Here is a 14,652-nt window from a genome sequence, read left to right on the forward strand (position 1 = left end):
GAATACCCAGAGGACTCACGGGACGCGAACGCCGAATCGGCTCATCAGACACAAACGCAGAATCGGCTGACGGCCGGGGAACGCCGAATGGACTCACGGGACGCGAATGCCCAATGGACTCACGACACTTCGAGTCGCGATCACGACCGGCTTTGCGGCGCGTGATCGCGACTCGTCCTCGTAGGTCAGATCAGCCGGAACCCGGCGCCCGGCCCGGCCTGACGGTCGATGTCCCGCAGCACCATCTGAATGTCGGTGGCGGCGTCGGGCTGGTGGATGACGTCGCCCGCGCCCTGGCAGGACGGCAGCGGGACGGTGATCGGCCCCACCTGGAAGTCCTTGCCCGCCACGACCATTCCGATCAGCTGATCGCCGCGCAGCACCGGCGACCCGGAGTCACCGTGATCGGCACACACATGGCTGGCGAACCACGCCGGATGCGTCTCCCACACGATGCCGCAGGTGAAACCGGTCGTACGACCGTTCTTGCAGACATTGTCACCGACCCCCGGCGCGCCCCCGACGCCATTGATCTCCGATTGGGTCACCCGACGCGTCGGCACCACCCGAGCCGGATCGAATTCGATCACGGCCCAATCCATTTCCTCGCTCTTGGCGGTGATCCGACCGACCACACCGGCCTTCGGGTCGTACTCGGCCAGCAACCGCGACCCGACCTGCCCGCAATGCCCCGCGGTCAACCCGACGAGCCGATCCGCCCCGTCCCGCCCCACCGCCGTCAACGTGCAATCCGCGGCCATCCCCGGATCATCCAACTGCTCCACGATGATCCCCGACCCACCCCCCAACGTCACCGGATCCGCCGCCCCGGCACTCCCACCCCCGACCAAGCTCCCGGCCACAGCCGTAACCGCCACAACACCCCACCCGAAAACCCGCCCCACACCGAACATATCCATCTCTTTCCACAACCGATTCCGACCATCGCCGCACAACCCCGAGCTCCCACGCAATGGTTCGAAACCGCCCCTGGCAGAAAGCATTCCAGCATGCCGCAACGCTGAACGGCCGAACATTACCAGCAAACCCACCCCACCCGCACCCCCCAAAAACCACTCCCCCAGGACCACCACCTTCAGCCACAAACCCACTCCCCAGGCGCCCTTCGGAAACCCGCTCGCCCCGGACTACTCCCCACACCCGCTCAACCCCACTCCCCTCGCCCCCTTCCAACCCCCGCTACCCACAGGTTCACCACCCCAGCCGCACCCCTTATCTGGATCCGCACCCCCTGCAAGGTGTGCGAATCCCAACAAGGGGTGCGGCTGGGGTTGCCGAACACAGCACAGCCGCACCCTTTATCAGGATCCGCACCCTCTACAAGGTGTGCGAATCCCAACAAGGGGTGCGGCTGGGGTTGCCGTACGCAGCACAGCCGCACCCTTTATTTGGCGTCGCACACCTTGCAGGGGGTGCGTTTACCGAGAGGGGGTGCGGCTGGGGTGGGGGTTATTTGCCGCCCTGGCTGGCCACCGCGGCGGCGCCGGCTGCGGCGGCTTCCGGGTCGAGGTATTCGCCGGGGCCCGTGGGGCGGAGGTTCTCGTCGAGTTCGTAGCGGAGGGGGATGCCGGTGGGGATGTTGAGGCCGGCGATGTCGTCGTCGGAGATGTTCTCCAGGTGCTTGACCAGGGCGCGGAGCGAATTGCCGTGGGCCGCAACGAGAACCGTCCTGCCCGCGCGCAGTTCGGCGGAGATGGTCGACTCCCAGTAGGGGACCATGCGGGCCACGACGTCCTTCAGGCATTCGGTCGCGGGGACCTCGTCCGCGGCGTACCGGGCGTCGCCGTCCTGGCTGTACTCGCTGCCGGGCTCGATCGGGGGCGGCGGGGTGTCGTAGCTCCGGCGCCACAGCATGAACTGCTCATCGCCGTACTTGTCCCGTACCTGAGCCTTGTTCTTGCCCTGCAACGCGCCGTAGTGCCGCTCGTTGAGACGCCAGTCCCGGATGACGGGAATCCAATGCCGGTCGGCGGCGTCGAGGGCGATATTGGCGGTGCTGATCGCGCGGCGCAGCAGCGAGGTGAACACGATGTCGGGGAGGATGTTCCGCTCGGCGAGCAGCTCCCCGGCGCGCTTGCCCTCGGCCCGGCCCTTGTCCGTCAGATGCACATCCACCCAGCCGGTGAACAGGTTCAGGGCGTTCCATTCGCTCTCGCCGTGGCGCAGCAAAACGAGGGTGTACGTCATGCGGTCATCCTGCCACGGAGCCGATGCCGCTGCTCACCGGCCTACGCGGGTTCGGCCTCGGTGAAGCCGACGACCACCTGGTGCCGACGGTCACACACGGAGACGACCAGACGTAGCTCCTCGCGTTCGGCGTCGACCTCCCGCACCACCCCGCAGACTCCCTGGAACGGTCCGCTGGGCACGAAAACCACATCGCCAGGACAGAATTCGGCAGGCACCCGAGTCACGCTAACCGAGCGGAGTGACGCGAGCCACGCACCGCGCGCGACGAATTTCGCCCGGGCGCGTCGTCGTCACGAGCATGAGCGACACGACCCCCTCCCCCAAGGGCCCCGCCTCCTACTTCCCCTCGATCGAGAAGAAGTACGGCCGCCCGATCGCCGAATGGCTGGAGCTGATCCGAACCTCGGAACTCACCAAGCACGGGGAATTGGTGGCCTGGCTGAAGAGCGAATACGGCCTCGGCCACGGTCACGCCAACGCCCTCGTGGCCCACGCCCGCGCCGCCTGACTCAGTCGTACTCGTCGGCGGTCGCGTGCCCGGCCGCCAGCACCCCCGCGCCGACGAGCGTGGCGCCGTTGGTGATTCGCGACTTGACCACCCGCAGCTCCCGTGTGAATCCCAGCCGCGCGTGCTTGGCGATCACGGCCCGCAGCGGATCCCACAGCGGCGCACCGGATTCCGCGAACCCACCGCCGATCACCACCCGATCGATGTCGAGCAGCGCCGCGGCGGACGAAATCGCCTGTCCCAGAGCGGTTCCCGATCGAGCCAGCGCGGCGAGCGCGATCTCGTCCCCCGCTCGCGCCGCCTCCGACAACTCCACCCCCGTACTCCCGCCCCACCCCCGCGACCGCGCCCACCGCACCGACGACATCCCGCTGGCCACGGCCTCGACGCAGCCCACCCCGCCGCAACCACACGGCTCGTCCCACCCCGGCACCACGATGTGCCCGATATGACCCGCGTTTCCCGTGCGCCCCACCGCGACTCGGCCATCGATGATGATCCCGCCCCCGATCCCCGACGACACCGTCATCGCCAGCCCGTCCCGCAGCCCCCGCAACCCGCCGAGGTGATGCTCGGCCAACGCCAGACACGCCCCATCGATCGCGAACCGAATCACCGCCCCCGGGAACAACTCCTGCACGGCGGCCACGATCGGAAACCCACCCCGCCACTCCGGAATGTTCAACGGCGACGCCACCCCCGACCGCACATCCACCGGCCCTGCCGACCCGATCCCCACCGCCGAAACCCGTTCCGCCCCCGCCACCTCCACCAACAACCCGCGGCAAGCCTCCCAAACCCCCTCCCCCGGCACCTTCACCTGCCGAACCTCCCGCACCGCCCGCCCCCCGTGCACCACCCCCGCCGCCAACTTCGTCGCCCCGATATCGAGAGCCAGCACGGCCATGGCATTCACCTTCCCTCGTCGTCCGGCCATGAGCATGCCGGTACCCGAGACCGATCGCCAGCACCGCAACCCCAGCCGCACCCTTTATTCGGATCCGCACCCGTTGCATGGCCCTGCAAGGGGTGCGGATTCGAATAATGGGTGCGGCTGTGTTCGTCGGCCTGGGGGTCAGGCGTCCTCGTCTACCAGGTGTTCGAAAGCCCGGAGGTTTTTGAGGGATTCGCCTCGGGAGACTCGCCATTTCCATTCTCGGCGGATGGATTCGGCGAAGCCGAGTTCGAGGAGGACGTTGAAGTCGGCGTCCACGGCCTCGAGGATCTGGCCGAAGATGCGGTCGAGTTCGTCGGGGGTGATGGCGTGGGTGGAGGTGCGGCCGACGAGGTAGATGTCGCCCACTCGGTCGAGGGTGTAGGCGACGGCGTAGAGGCGGCGGTTGCGGCGGAGGAGGAATTTGTAGACGCCCTCGAAGTTCTCGTCGGGTTTGCGGCAGACGAAGCATTCGAAGCGGGCGCCGTGTTTGCCGACCGTGAGCATGACGGTCGTCTTGAGTTTGCGTTCGCCGGGGAGGACGACGATGAAGGTGTCCTCGCCCTCGCGGGTGTATTCGATCTCGCGGTCGCGCAGGGTGTCCTCGACGAGGTCGGGGATCGTGTCGTCGCTCACCGGCGCACCGCTCCTGTCCGGCGCCGCCACAGCGCCCGCGATCTGGCTTGATTGCTCTCCGAGAGCAACGTACCCGGCCCGCGCGAGCGCACACCTCGATACCGGGCCAGCGCCTCGGCGTAGCTGTCCAGCAAACCCTCGGCGGTGTGCTCCCAGGAGAATTCGGCGGCGTGGTCCACCGCGGCGATGCCCATGTGCCGCAAGCGAATCGGATCGTTCAGCAGGCGGCGCAGCGCCGCCGCCCACTCCTCGGTGGAGTGGTTGGGCACGAGCAGGCCGGACACACCGTCGCGCACCGCCGTGCCGAGACCGCCGACGTGCGCGGCCAACACCGGCGTCCCGCTGGCCTGCGCTTCGATGGCGACCAGGCCGAACGATTCGTTGTAGCTGGGCACGGCCACCAGATCGGCGGCGCGGTAGATCCGCACCAGCCGCTGCGGCGGTTGCGGCGGCAGGAAGGTGACGCGATCGGCGATGCCGAGTTCGGCCGCCAGCTCGATGAGCGCGTCGGGCCGTTCCAGCCCGGTGCCGGACGGACCCCCCACGATCAGCACCCGCAATGCGCGACCGGGCTCCTCGGCCAGTACTCGCGCGGCCGCGCGGACCAGCACATCGGGGGCCTTGAGCGGCTGGATGCGGCCGACGAACGCCACGACCTGCTCGTGCGGGAGCAGGCCCAGTTCGGTACGGGCGGCAGCTCGGTCGCCGGGGCGGTAGCGGGCGAGATCCGCACCCGGCAGGACCACATCTATGTGTTCGGGATTCGCGCCGTACAGCTCGGTCAGCTGCCGGGCCTCCTCGGCGGTGTTGGCGACCAGCCGATCCGCCTCGGCGGTGATCTGCTTCTCGCCGACCTCGCGGGCGGGCGGTTCGGGGACGTCGCCCTCGGCGAGGTAGGCGTTCTTCACCGCGGCCAGGGTGTGCGCGGTGTGCACGAGCGGCACCCGCCAGCGGTCGCGGGCGAGCCAGCCGATCTGGCCGGACAGCCAGTAGTGCGAGTGGATGAGGTCGTAGTGGCCGGGCAGGTGCCGGGCCTCCTGGCGCAGCACCTCGGCGGCGAACGGGCACAGCTGGGTGGGCAGATCGTGTTTGTCCAGGCCCTCGAACGGGCCCGCGACCACATTGCGGACCAGGACGCCGGGCGCGGCCTCGACGACCGGTTCGTCGTTGGAAGAGGTGGCTCGGGTGAAGATCTCCACCTCGACCCCGCGGCGAGCCAGCTGGATGGCGGTCTGCAGGACGTAGACGTTCATCCCGCCCGCGTCGCCGGTACCCGGCTGCGCGAGGGGCGAGGTGTGCACCGACAACACGGCGATCCGATTCGGCCGTAGGTCCGCGCGTTGACTCACTACTCCAGTGTGCACGTCCGAGGGAATTGCCCGATGCGACCTCCACCACCTAGTGACACCCATCACAAGCCGGGCCGAGCGCCGAATGGGCACGCCCGCACCGAGCTTCCGGCGGACCGACCGGCAAATCCGCAGCGACACAGCGGCGGCCGACGTGCCCGTCCGCGAAACCGGGCTTCGCTCAAGACCTTCGGTGTGTCGGCTCACACCTGTCGAACGATGTCGCGGGGGTCCTGGTTCGAACCGGACCGGCCACGGGCAAAACCTCAGTTCAGCGCGTCGACGAAGCCGCTCACCTCGGCGACGAATCGGTCGGCGTCCTCGATGAACAAGCCGTGCTGCGCGCCCTCCCAGTAGGAGGCGCGCACGTCGGGGGCGGTCGCGGCGATGTAGCGGCCGTTGCCGATCGGGACGACCGGATCCTCCGTGCCGTGCAGCACGAGCACCGGAATGTCAAGGGCGCGAAGGGTTTCGGTGTTGTCGACGGTGCGGTAGAACAGCGCCTTGCGGACCCGGGGCGGGGTCGAGAGGCTGCCGCCGAAGAGCCGTTGCGCGTCCGGACCCTTGTCGACGCCGCCGCCGGTGCCCGAACTGCCGAAGGCCGACAGGCCGCGCACCGCCCGGCCCGCGCGGTCGGAAAAGGCGTCGGGAATGGCCTGCCGCATGGCCGAACCCATCTCGGCCCCGGGGACGTCGCGGCCGATATTGGCCTGGGACCCGCAGTAGACCACGCCCGCGACCGCACCCGTCCCGTAGGCGGTCAGATAGTCGGTGAGCACGATGCCGCCGTAGGACCAGCCCAGCAGCACCGCGCCGGTCTCGATACCCTCACCGGCCAGCACGGCCGCGACGTCGGCCGCCCAGTTCTTCGGGTCGTCGTAGCCGGTCTCGGGAGCGCCCGAGTAGCCGTGGCCGCGCAGATCGACGGCGACGACGCGATAGCGCTGTGCCAGCTCGGCGGCGGCCGCGCCCCAGTTGAGCAGGTTGCCCGCCCAGCCGTGCAGCAGGATCAGCGGACGCGCGTCGGCCGGTCCGGTCACGCGGTAGACGATGCTGGTTCCGTCGGCGCTCACGACTTCCCGAATCATGCCGAATAGGCTAATCGGGACGGGAAACTTTAAGCTCGGGCGCATGAGCACTCGTACCGCTGTCGTGACCGGGGCCAGTTCGGGGATCGGCGAGGCCACCGCCCGTGAGCTCGCGAAACAGGGCTGTCATGTGGTGGTCGGCGCGCGGCGGGTGGACCGGCTGGAGCGGTTGGCCCGCGAGATCGGCGGGACCGCGCTGCCGCTGGACGTGACCGACGAGGATTCGGTGCGGGCGTTCGCCGACGCGGTCGAGCGGGTCGATGTGCTGGTCAACAATGCCGGGGGCGCGAAGGGCCTGGCGCCGGTCGCCGAGGCCGATCTCGACGACTGGCGCTGGATGTGGGAGACGAATGTGCTCGGCACCCTGCGCATGACCAAGGCGCTGCTGCCCAAGCTGATCGACTCCGGCGACGGCCTGATCGTCACGGTCACCTCGGTGGCCGCCCTCCAGCCCTACGACAACGGTTCCGGCTACACCTCGGCCAAGCACGCCCAGGCCGTCCTGCACCGCACGCTGCGCGGCGAACTCCTCGGCCAACCGGTCCGCCTCACCGAAATCGCCCCGGGCGCAGTCGAAACCGAGTTCTCCCTGGTCCGTTTCGGCGGCGACGCCGACCGCGCCGCCAAGGTCTACGAGGGCATCGACCCGCTCGTCGCCCAGGACATCGCCGAGATCATCGGCTTCGTCGCCACCCGCCCCGCCCACGTCAACCTCGACACCATCGTCGTCAAGCCCCGAGACCAGGCCGACGCGGGCCGCTTCGCCCGCCGCAGCTGACCCGCTCGCTTCGCTCGCGGGTACAAGGGGTGGTGCGCCGGTACAAGGGGTGTCGCGCCTGTACAAGGGATGTTGCGCCGGTCCGAGCGGCCGGGTCAGTTCCCCCCGCGCACCGGCCCCGGCGGCACCGGCGTCGCCGAGACCACCGACGACGGCTCCCCGTGCAAGGCGGACATCGTCTGCCAGGTTTCCCAGTCGATCGTCCAGTCGTAGATGTCCCCGTCCGCGGCGGAGAGGGCGATGGAGGTGCCGGTGACTTCGACCGGGTCGCCGTACATGGCGGTGGGGAAGTACTTCTGGGCGTCGGTGGTGCTGAGGTTGATGCAGCCGTTGGTGACGTTGGAATTGCCTTGGGCGGAGGCGGATTCGGGGTTGGCGTGGATGAATTCGCCGTTGTTGGAGATGCGGACGGCCCAGCGTTCGCGGACGTTGGTGTAGAAGGGCGGGTTCGACATCATGAAGTCCTCGTATTTCTCGGTGACGACGTGGATGCCGGAACGGGTGACGTTGCGGGCCTCGTTGCCCTCGCCGTAGCTGCAGGCGAAGTCGAAGATCGTGTCGCCGTCGCGGACCACCTGGACGCGGTGGCTGGGGGCGTTGCCCTTCACGATCTGGGCGCGGCCGATCTTGAACTGCGAGGTGAGGTCGGAGTCGCCGAAGACGCCGTCGGCCAGTTGCAGGCCGTAGAGCTTGGCGGACAGGCTGACCTCGGTGCCGGGGGCCCAGTAGTTGCGGGGCCGCCAGTGGGCGCGGGAGCCGCCGTTCTCGTCGGGCAGCCAGGCCCAGCCGCCCTCGGTGGGCGGGGTGGTGGTGACCGTGAGGGCGCGTTCGGCCGCGGCCTTATCGGCGACGTGCTGTTTGAACTGCAGGATGATCGGCGCGGCGATGCCGACCTCCTGACCGTCGCCGATATTGATGGTCGCGGGCACGGTCTGCTTGGGCGACACCGTGGTGAACTTGCCCTCGATCGGCACGGACTTGTTGTCGGTGCCGACCGCGGTGCCCGACCAGGTGTAGGTCACGCCGTAGCCGAGCGGCTCGGTGATCTTGAAGCCGGTCTTGTCGGGCGAGAGTTCGCCCTTGACCTGTTTGCCGTTCGGATTGTTCAGCGCCACCTGGTCGATCCGGCCGTTGGCGACCGAAACCGACACGGGCGCAGTGGGATTGATGTCCGTGCCGCCGTTGCCGGGATCGAACGTGACCTTGGCCACGGGCGCCTTGTCCTTCGGCGCTGCCTTGTCGCCCCCGCCGTTGCCGCTCGAACATCCGGCGACCAGGGCGGCCGTGGCCAGCTGGGCCATCCCGACCAGCAGGGCACGTCGACTGGTGACTTCTCGAATGCTCACTTCCTCGAATTTACCGTCAGAGCGAGACTCCGACGGTCACGGGCTCGGGCTCGAGCCGGATGCCGAACCTCTCGGCGACCCCGTCGCGCACCGCGCGCGCCAGCTCCACGAGGTCGGCGGCCGTGGCCGCACCCCGGTTGGTCAGGGCCAACGTGTGTTTGGTGGACAGTCGCGCGGGCGCGTCCGGCCCGGGGAAACCCTTGGCGAATCCGGCCCGCTCGATCAGCCAGCCCGCGGAGAACTTCACACCCCCGGCCGCGGGATAGGTGGGAACGGTGACGTCGCCCACGTGCGCCGCGATCGCCGCCCGCACCTGCGCCTCGCGCTCGAACGGCACCACGGGATTGGTGAAGAACGAACCCGCGCTCCAGGTGTCGTGATCGTCCGGATCGAGCACCATGCCCTTGCCCGCGCGCAGCCGCAGCACCGCCGCGCGCGCCTCGGCCGCCGGACGACTGTCGCCTTCGGCCGCGCCCAGCGCCTGGTACAGCTCGCGGTAGCGCAGCGGCGCGCTGGAACCGTCGGTGCGCAGGGCGAATTCGACCCCGAGCACCACCGCGCGGTCGCTGTGCTTGAGAACCGAAGTGCGATAACCGAATCCGAGTTCGTCGGGCGTCACCCAGCGGACCTCGCCGCTCGCCCGGTCCAGCAGCCGCACCCGCAGCAGCAACTGCGCGACCTCGACGCCGTAGGCGCCGACGTTCTGCACCGGCGTCGCCCCCGCGGACCCCGGAATCCCGGACAGGCACTCCAGCCCGCCGAACCCGGCCTCGACGGTCGCGGCGACCACCGCGTCCCAGTTCGCGCCCGCCTCGGCCACGACCCGATCCGGCTCGATATCCACCGCACCGGCCGTGATCCGCACCACGACCCCGCCGAATCCGCCGTCGCCGATGAGCAGATTCGACCCGCCCGCCAGCAACAGCACCGGAATCCCCGCCGCGTCCAGGGCGCGCACGGTGGCGACGAGCGCGTCGATCGAGTCGCAGTCGGCGACGGTCGCCGGGCCGCCGACGCGCAGGGTGGTCAGGTCCGCGAGCGGCACCGAATTGCGCACCCGCGCACCGGTTGCCGTGAGCAGCGCGCTCACTTCCTCGAACGGCACCACCTGGGATGTACGCACGAGCACAGACGGTACCGTGTTCGGTCATGGCGACACCCCTGGCGTACACCGCTCACTACTCGCATCCGGCCGCCGCCGTGCGTGCGGCGATCGCCGACGAGCAGTATTGGAAGGACCGCCTCGCCGAGGTCGGCGGCCCCGGGGCCCGCCTGGACGGATTCGAGTCCGACGGCGAGCGGCTACGGGTGCAGATGGTCCAGTCCATCCCGGCCGCGGAACTGCCCGACGCCCTCACCACCGTGCGCCCGGGGGATCTGATCATCCCCCGCACCGAGACCTACGAGGGCAGTTCGGGCGTCTTCGAGGCCCACGTCGAGGGCGCGCCCGCCCAGCTGCGCGGCACGGTGACACTCACCGGCGACGACAGCTCGGCGACGATCGTGGTCGACGGCTCGGTCGAGGTGAAGGTGCCGTTGTTCGGCAAGAAGATCGAGGCCGTGGTGGCCGAGAAGCTCACCGAACTGCTGGCCTCGGAGGCGGAGTTCACCGGCAATTGGATCGCCGCGAATCGGTAGCGATCGCGCATGACCGGAGCGGCGGCCCGGATCGTGCCGATCGGGCACGGTACATTCAGCGCCCATGGCCCGTCGACTGGACTACTCCGCTCGCTACCGGCTGCACACCACCAAAGAGGTGTACGCGGCTCTCGCCGACCGCGCCTACTGGGACGCGCGCATGGAGGAGATGCGCAAGTACTCCCCCAACGACGTCGTCGCGCTGGACGCCGGGGACGGCGGCATCGAGGTCGTGCTGCGACATGTGCTGCCGCGCGAGATGCTGCCCGACGCGGCGCGGGCGGTGATGCGCAAGGACATGGTGATCACCCGCAAGGAGACCTACGGGCCGTTCGCGCCCGAGGTCACCGGCGAGTACAGCGCGGCGATTCCGGCGGGCCCGGGCAGTCTGGGCGGCACCATGCACCTGTTTCCCACCGACACCGGCTGCACGCTGCGCACCTCCTCGACCGCCAAGGTGTTCATCCCGCTGCTCGGCCCGAGACTGGAGCAGCTGATGTTGATCAATCTCGTCGATCTGCTGCGCGCCGAGGCGGAGTTCACCACGCGCTGGCTCGACGAACGGAATCCGACGGCCTGACCCGTCCGGTGGCATGCGCGATCACGGACAGACCCGGCCCGTCGGGGCGATCACCCGCGGCACCACGGGGCGAAATCGCCTGCGCCGCAGCGACAGATGGCTGACACACCACGACCTCGTGACCGCCCGGCTGCACGCCGCGACCGATCCGCTGGTGGTGGATCTGGGTTACGGCGCGAGTCCGGTGACCACGCTGGAGCTGGCCGCCCGGCTGCGGCGGGTGCGCCCGGACGTGCGGGTGGTGGGGCTCGAGATCGATCCGGCGCGGGTGGTGCCGGGCCGCGACGGCGTCGAATTCGCCCGGGGCGGTTTCGAATTGGCGGGGCTGCGCCCGATTCTGGTGCGGGCGTTCAACGTTCTGCGGCAGTATCCGGAAACGGCCGTGCCCGAGGCGTGGTCGACCGTGCTCGCGGGGCTGGCGCCCGGCGGCCTGCTGCTCGACGGCACCTGTGACGAGGTGGGCCGCCGCTGCGCCTGGGTGCTGCTCGACCGCTCCGGTCCGCTGTCGCTGACGCTGGCCTGGGATCCCTTCACCGTCGAGCGGCCGTCCGATCTGGCCGAACGGCTGCCGAAGGTGTTGATCCACCGCAATATTCCGGGTGAACGCGTGCACGCGCTGCTCGCCGCGGCCGATCGGGCCTGGGCGCACGCCGCGCCGCTGGCCCCCTACGGCCCCCGGGTACGGTGGCGCGCGGCGGCGGAACTGTTGCGGCAGCGGGGTTTTCCGGTGCACGACCCGCGCCGCCGCCTGCGCGACAATGTACTGTCGGTGCCGTGGGCGACCGTCGCGCCGGGATGAGACTCACACCCGTTCGAGCGCGTGCCGGATGCGCAGGGCACTCCGTTGCGGCAGAGTCATTGCGGCCGAACGCAATTCGTTGCCCGCGCAGCGGTTGATGGCGACCGCGTCGGCCACCACCTCGTCGAGCGCGGCCTGCCCGATACCGGTCTCGGCGAGATCGAGGACGGTTCGCAGCGGCGTGGTCACCAGAAACGTTCCGGCGGACTCGACCTCGTCGCCGCGCAGCACCCGGCGCAGCACGACCAGCTTCGGGGCGCTGGGGACGCGGCCGCCCGCCGCGGACAGGTGCACGAATCGCGGTCGCAACCGGCCGATTCCGTGCAGTTCGGCGGCGCTGTGGTGGGAGACGGCCGCCTTGCCCTCGAACCAGGCCGACCACATGGCGAATTCGTCGAGCGGGCCCTCGGGCCAGTCGGCCATCCGCAGCAGGCCCACGCCCGCCCGGAGCACCCGACCGTCCTCGAGGGCCGAGCGGATGCGCTCCTCGCAGCCGGTGCGCAGCACGAGCCCGATGGTGAAATATCCGGCGTGCCGTCCCGCGAGCCGCCGCAGTATCGACCAACCCCGTTCGGGATCACGAATACTGCTGGCGGCGGCTTCCCCGGACATGTGATCCAGGCTACGCCCGGGGTTGTGCGGAATGTCACAATTCGTCCGGCTTCGTCGAATCCCTTCACCAGCCCCACAGAACCGGCTCAGAAAGCTCGGGAAGAATCGCTGCCATGAGTTCGACTCCCCCTGAAGGACGCCCGCGCAACGTGCGACGGATCGTGCTGATCCTCGGGCTAGTCGTCGTGCTCGCGCTGGTCGGCACGGCCGCCGCCGCGGAGACCTACTTCCGCCGCCAGAGCTCGAATTGCATCTCCGCGCAGGTGGAGAAGGAGCTGGGCTCCAAGGTCGACATCCACTTCGGCCCGAAACCACTGCTGCTCACCGCCGTCGACCACCAGGTCCAATACGTCGAATTGACCAGTGACGACGCCAGTTTCGGCCCGGCCCAGGACATGCGGGTGCGCGCCCGGCTCAACGACATCAACCTCATCGACAACGGCCGCGGCGGCGCCACGGTCGACAACTCCAGCGCCGACGCGACCTGGAGCAACGAGGGTATGGCGAAAACGTTGAGCGGCTTGGTCTCCGGCGTCCAGTCCGATCCGAGCACCGGCACCCTGGATGTGAAGGTGCTGGGCGGGCTGGCCGATCTGCGGCTGCTGCCGCGCGTCGTCGGCGACCAGATCCAGGTGACCACCCAATCGGCGCAGCTGTTGGGCCTGGGCCTGCCCACCGATCTGGTCGACGGCATCGTGCAGACGATGACCGAGAGTCTCCAGAGCTATCCGCTCGATCTGAAGCCCACCGACGTCAAGGTCACCGACACCGGCATCGAGGTGAAGCTGACCGGCGGCGCGACCAAGCTGGAGGGCGGCGACGGCCGCTGCTGATCAGGCCGGGAAGCCGTCGAGCACCGCGGCCGAGCGGGACAGCCCGAGCCGGGTGGCGCCCGCGGCGATCAGTTCGGCGGCGGCCTCGGCGGTGCGGATGCCGCCGCTGGCCTTGATGCCCAGCCGCCCGCCCACGGTCTCGGCCATCAGGCGTACGGCGTGCACGCTCGCGCCGCCCGCGGGGTGGAAACCGGTGGAGGTCTTGACGAAATCGGCCCCGGCGCGTTCGGCCGCGCGGCAGGTCTCGACGACGGCCGCGTCGGGCAGCGCGGCCGCCTCGATGATCACCTTGAGCAGGGCCAGGTCCCCGATCGCCTCGCGCACGGTGACGATATCGGCCAGCACGGCGTTGTAGTCCCCGGCGAGCGCGGCCCCGACGTCGATGACCATATCCACCTCGGCCGCGCCCTGATCCACCGCCAGCCGCGCCTCGGTGCCCTTGACCAGCGAATGATGTTTGCCGGACGGGAAACCCGCGACGGTGGCGACAACCAGGCCCGGGGCGCGGACCGGCAGCATCGACGGCGACACGCAGATCGCGTACACGCCCAGGCGACGGGCCTCGGCGATCGTCTCGTCCACCTGTTCGCGGGTGGCCTCGGGCGCGAGCAGGGTGTGGTCGATGATCGCGGCCACCTCCCCGCGGGTCGGCGCGCGATTCCCGGATTCGCTGGAGGTCTCCGCCATGGGGCAGAGTCTGACACATATGCGTTGCGAGCGGCCTCGGCCGTCCCGCACACTCGAAGCAGAGACGGCCCCGGGCGGGCCCATCATCGGGGAGGAGAACGACACGGTGCTGATTCGTCGGGAACGGACCGGCGACATCCCCGCTGTCGACGCGGTCCATCGCGCCGCCTTCGCATCGGGCGGACCGGCCGAACCGGCCGAGGTCGCGCTGGTGCACCGGTTGCGCGGCGATCCGGCCTGGATGCCGACGCTGTCGATGGTCGCGCAGCTCGGGGAGACCGTGGTCGGACATGTGTGCCTCAGCCGCGCCGGAGTCGGGCCGTTCCCGGTGCTGGCGCTCGGGCCGATCGGGGTGCTGCCCAATCGGCAGGGGGCGGGGGTGGGATCGGCGCTCGTGCACGCGGCCCTCGGCGCGGCCGACGCCCTGGACGAACCCCTGGTCGGACTGCTGGGCAGCCTCGACTACTACCCGCGGTTCGGATTCGTGCCCGGCGCGCGGCTGGGCATCGTCCCCGACGAACCGAGCTGGGCGAGCCATTTCCAGGTCCGGGCGCTGAGCACCTACGAGACCGGCATCGTCGGCGAATTCCGTTACGCGGAGCCGTTTTACGCGCTCTGACCCGGCCTCGCCCGGTCGCGCCCGTTCCACCTGC

Annotated in this window: 18 protein-coding genes; 7 read left to right on the top strand and 11 right to left on the bottom strand. The window is 69.7% G+C overall.

Going from position 1 to position 14,652, the window contains the following annotated elements; genetic code table 11:
- Positions 1 to 185 precede the first annotated feature (185 nt).
- The 3 genes from ACWDSJ_RS30060 to ACWDSJ_RS30070 form a co-directional block, all read right to left on the bottom strand.
- Positions 186 to 863 carry a S1 family peptidase gene (locus ACWDSJ_RS30060; RefSeq protein WP_450035878.1) on the bottom strand — a complete coding sequence of 226 codons (678 nt, stop codon included), beginning with the start codon at positions 861 to 863 and terminating at the stop codon, positions 186 to 188.
- A gap of 607 nt (positions 864 to 1,470) precedes the next feature.
- The gene (locus ACWDSJ_RS30065; RefSeq protein ID WP_450035880.1) at positions 1,471 to 2,208 is read right to left on the bottom strand and encodes a phosphoglyceromutase; all 738 of its coding nucleotides are present in this window, start codon (positions 2,206 to 2,208) and stop codon (positions 1,471 to 1,473) included.
- A gap of 41 nt (positions 2,209 to 2,249) precedes the next feature.
- Entirely contained in the window at positions 2,250 to 2,426 is a 177-nt protein-coding gene (locus tag ACWDSJ_RS30070; protein WP_450035882.1) for a hypothetical protein, read from the bottom strand.
- A gap of 83 nt (positions 2,427 to 2,509) precedes the next feature.
- Here ACWDSJ_RS30070 and ACWDSJ_RS30075 point away from each other — a divergent pair, with 83 nt between their 5' ends.
- Complete coding sequence (locus ACWDSJ_RS30075) at positions 2,510 to 2,719, top strand: DUF4287 domain-containing protein (protein ID WP_450035883.1); 210 nt, start codon at positions 2,510 to 2,512, stop codon at positions 2,717 to 2,719.
- A gap of 1 nt (position 2,720) precedes the next feature.
- On the opposite strand, the gene ACWDSJ_RS30080 is transcribed toward ACWDSJ_RS30075, so the two are convergent.
- From ACWDSJ_RS30080 to ACWDSJ_RS30095, 4 genes are all read right to left on the bottom strand, one after another.
- On the bottom strand, positions 2,721 to 3,626 hold the full coding sequence (locus ACWDSJ_RS30080; RefSeq protein ID WP_450035885.1) for an ROK family protein: 906 nt from the start codon (positions 3,624 to 3,626) through the stop codon (positions 2,721 to 2,723).
- 168 nt (positions 3,627 to 3,794) lie between these two features.
- A complete protein-coding gene (locus ACWDSJ_RS30085; protein ID WP_387359413.1) occupies positions 3,795 to 4,289 on the bottom strand; it encodes a type III secretion system chaperone family protein in 495 nt (164 codons plus the stop codon).
- Positions 4,286 to 5,701: a D-inositol-3-phosphate glycosyltransferase gene (gene mshA, locus ACWDSJ_RS30090; RefSeq protein WP_450035997.1), complete on the bottom strand. Its 1,416-nt coding sequence runs from the start codon at positions 5,699 to 5,701 to the stop codon at positions 4,286 to 4,288. Before mshA ends, ACWDSJ_RS30085 begins: the two co-directional genes overlap by 4 nt.
- Before the next feature lie 203 nt (positions 5,702 to 5,904).
- Positions 5,905 to 6,726, bottom strand: coding sequence for an alpha/beta fold hydrolase (locus tag ACWDSJ_RS30095; RefSeq protein WP_450035887.1), 822 nt, complete (start codon positions 6,724 to 6,726; stop codon positions 5,905 to 5,907).
- A 43-nt stretch (positions 6,727 to 6,769) separates the two neighbouring features.
- Here ACWDSJ_RS30095 and ACWDSJ_RS30100 point away from each other — a divergent pair, with 43 nt between their 5' ends.
- Positions 6,770 to 7,504 (top strand): SDR family NAD(P)-dependent oxidoreductase, encoded by a 735-nt coding sequence (locus ACWDSJ_RS30100; protein WP_450035889.1) that lies wholly within the window; start codon positions 6,770 to 6,772, stop codon positions 7,502 to 7,504.
- A 95-nt stretch (positions 7,505 to 7,599) separates the two neighbouring features.
- Here the strand turns inward: ACWDSJ_RS30100 and ACWDSJ_RS30105 are convergent, their stop codons facing one another.
- Complete coding sequence (locus ACWDSJ_RS30105) at positions 7,600 to 8,805, bottom strand: L,D-transpeptidase (RefSeq protein WP_387360165.1); 1,206 nt, start codon at positions 8,803 to 8,805, stop codon at positions 7,600 to 7,602.
- A gap of 61 nt (positions 8,806 to 8,866) precedes the next feature.
- Positions 8,867 to 9,955: a UDP-N-acetylmuramate dehydrogenase gene (locus ACWDSJ_RS30110; RefSeq protein WP_450035998.1), complete on the bottom strand. Its 1,089-nt coding sequence runs from the start codon at positions 9,953 to 9,955 to the stop codon at positions 8,867 to 8,869.
- Positions 9,956 to 9,999: 44 nt separating this feature from the next.
- Between ACWDSJ_RS30110 and ACWDSJ_RS30115 the strand changes: the two genes are divergently transcribed.
- From ACWDSJ_RS30115 to ACWDSJ_RS30125, 3 genes are all read left to right on the top strand, one after another.
- Positions 10,000 to 10,488: a DUF2505 domain-containing protein gene (locus ACWDSJ_RS30115; protein WP_450035891.1), complete on the top strand. Its 489-nt coding sequence runs from the start codon at positions 10,000 to 10,002 to the stop codon at positions 10,486 to 10,488.
- Positions 10,489 to 10,552: 64 nt separating this feature from the next.
- Positions 10,553 to 11,068 carry a DUF2505 domain-containing protein gene (locus tag ACWDSJ_RS30120; RefSeq protein ID WP_450035893.1) on the top strand — a complete coding sequence of 172 codons (516 nt, stop codon included), beginning with the start codon at positions 10,553 to 10,555 and terminating at the stop codon, positions 11,066 to 11,068.
- A gap of 13 nt (positions 11,069 to 11,081) precedes the next feature.
- On the top strand, positions 11,082 to 11,867 hold the full coding sequence (locus ACWDSJ_RS30125; protein ID WP_450035895.1) for a class I SAM-dependent methyltransferase: 786 nt from the start codon (positions 11,082 to 11,084) through the stop codon (positions 11,865 to 11,867).
- Positions 11,868 to 11,870: 3 nt separating this feature from the next.
- Here ACWDSJ_RS30125 and ACWDSJ_RS30130 read toward each other — a convergent pair whose 3' ends face one another.
- Entirely contained in the window at positions 11,871 to 12,479 is a 609-nt protein-coding gene (locus ACWDSJ_RS30130) for a type IV toxin-antitoxin system AbiEi family antitoxin domain-containing protein (protein ID WP_450035896.1), read from the bottom strand.
- A 113-nt stretch (positions 12,480 to 12,592) separates the two neighbouring features.
- Here ACWDSJ_RS30130 and ACWDSJ_RS30135 point away from each other — a divergent pair, with 113 nt between their 5' ends.
- The gene (locus ACWDSJ_RS30135) at positions 12,593 to 13,312 is read left to right on the top strand and encodes an LmeA family phospholipid-binding protein (RefSeq protein ID WP_450035898.1); all 720 of its coding nucleotides are present in this window, start codon (positions 12,593 to 12,595) and stop codon (positions 13,310 to 13,312) included.
- On the opposite strand, the gene deoC is transcribed toward ACWDSJ_RS30135, so the two are convergent.
- Positions 13,313 to 13,999: a deoxyribose-phosphate aldolase gene (deoC, locus tag ACWDSJ_RS30140; RefSeq protein ID WP_450035899.1), complete on the bottom strand. Its 687-nt coding sequence runs from the start codon at positions 13,997 to 13,999 to the stop codon at positions 13,313 to 13,315.
- Between the two features lie 106 nt (positions 14,000 to 14,105).
- Here deoC and ACWDSJ_RS30145 point away from each other — a divergent pair, with 106 nt between their 5' ends.
- Positions 14,106 to 14,618 carry a GNAT family N-acetyltransferase gene (locus ACWDSJ_RS30145; protein ID WP_450035900.1) on the top strand — a complete coding sequence of 171 codons (513 nt, stop codon included), beginning with the start codon at positions 14,106 to 14,108 and terminating at the stop codon, positions 14,616 to 14,618.
- The last annotated feature ends 34 nt before the right edge of the window (positions 14,619 to 14,652 follow it).

The organism is Nocardia sp. NPDC003482 (genome assembly GCF_053588115.1).

Excerpts from the sequence above, each read along its gene's own strand:
- ACWDSJ_RS30080 (WP_450035885.1), bottom strand. The coding sequence starts at position 3,626 with ATGGCCGTGCTGGCTCTCGATATCGGGGCGACGAAGTTGGCGGCGGGG.
- mshA (WP_450035997.1), bottom strand. The coding sequence starts at position 5,701 with ATGGGTGTCACTAGGTGGTGGAGGTCGCATCGGGCAATTCCCTCGGAC.
- ACWDSJ_RS30130 (WP_450035896.1), bottom strand. The coding sequence starts at position 12,479 with ATGTCCGGGGAAGCCGCCGCCAGCAGTATTCGTGATCCCGAACGGGGT.
- deoC (WP_450035899.1), bottom strand. The coding sequence starts at position 13,999 with ATGGCGGAGACCTCCAGCGAATCCGGGAATCGCGCGCCGACCCGCGGG.
- ACWDSJ_RS30065 (WP_450035880.1), bottom strand. The coding sequence starts at position 2,208 with ATGACGTACACCCTCGTTTTGCTGCGCCACGGCGAGAGCGAATGGAAC.
- ACWDSJ_RS30115 (WP_450035891.1), top strand. The coding sequence starts at position 10,000 with ATGGCGACACCCCTGGCGTACACCGCTCACTACTCGCATCCGGCCGCC.
- ACWDSJ_RS30105 (WP_387360165.1), bottom strand. The coding sequence starts at position 8,805 with ATGGCCCAGCTGGCCACGGCCGCCCTGGTCGCCGGATGTTCGAGCGGC.
- ACWDSJ_RS30120 (WP_450035893.1), top strand. The coding sequence starts at position 10,553 with ATGGCCCGTCGACTGGACTACTCCGCTCGCTACCGGCTGCACACCACC.
- ACWDSJ_RS30135 (WP_450035898.1), top strand. The coding sequence starts at position 12,593 with ATGAGTTCGACTCCCCCTGAAGGACGCCCGCGCAACGTGCGACGGATC.
- ACWDSJ_RS30100 (WP_450035889.1), top strand. The coding sequence starts at position 6,770 with ATGAGCACTCGTACCGCTGTCGTGACCGGGGCCAGTTCGGGGATCGGC.
- ACWDSJ_RS30075 (WP_450035883.1), top strand. The coding sequence starts at position 2,510 with ATGAGCGACACGACCCCCTCCCCCAAGGGCCCCGCCTCCTACTTCCCC.
- ACWDSJ_RS30125 (WP_450035895.1), top strand. The coding sequence starts at position 11,082 with ATGCGCGATCACGGACAGACCCGGCCCGTCGGGGCGATCACCCGCGGC.
- ACWDSJ_RS30095 (WP_450035887.1), bottom strand. The coding sequence starts at position 6,726 with ATGATTCGGGAAGTCGTGAGCGCCGACGGAACCAGCATCGTCTACCGC.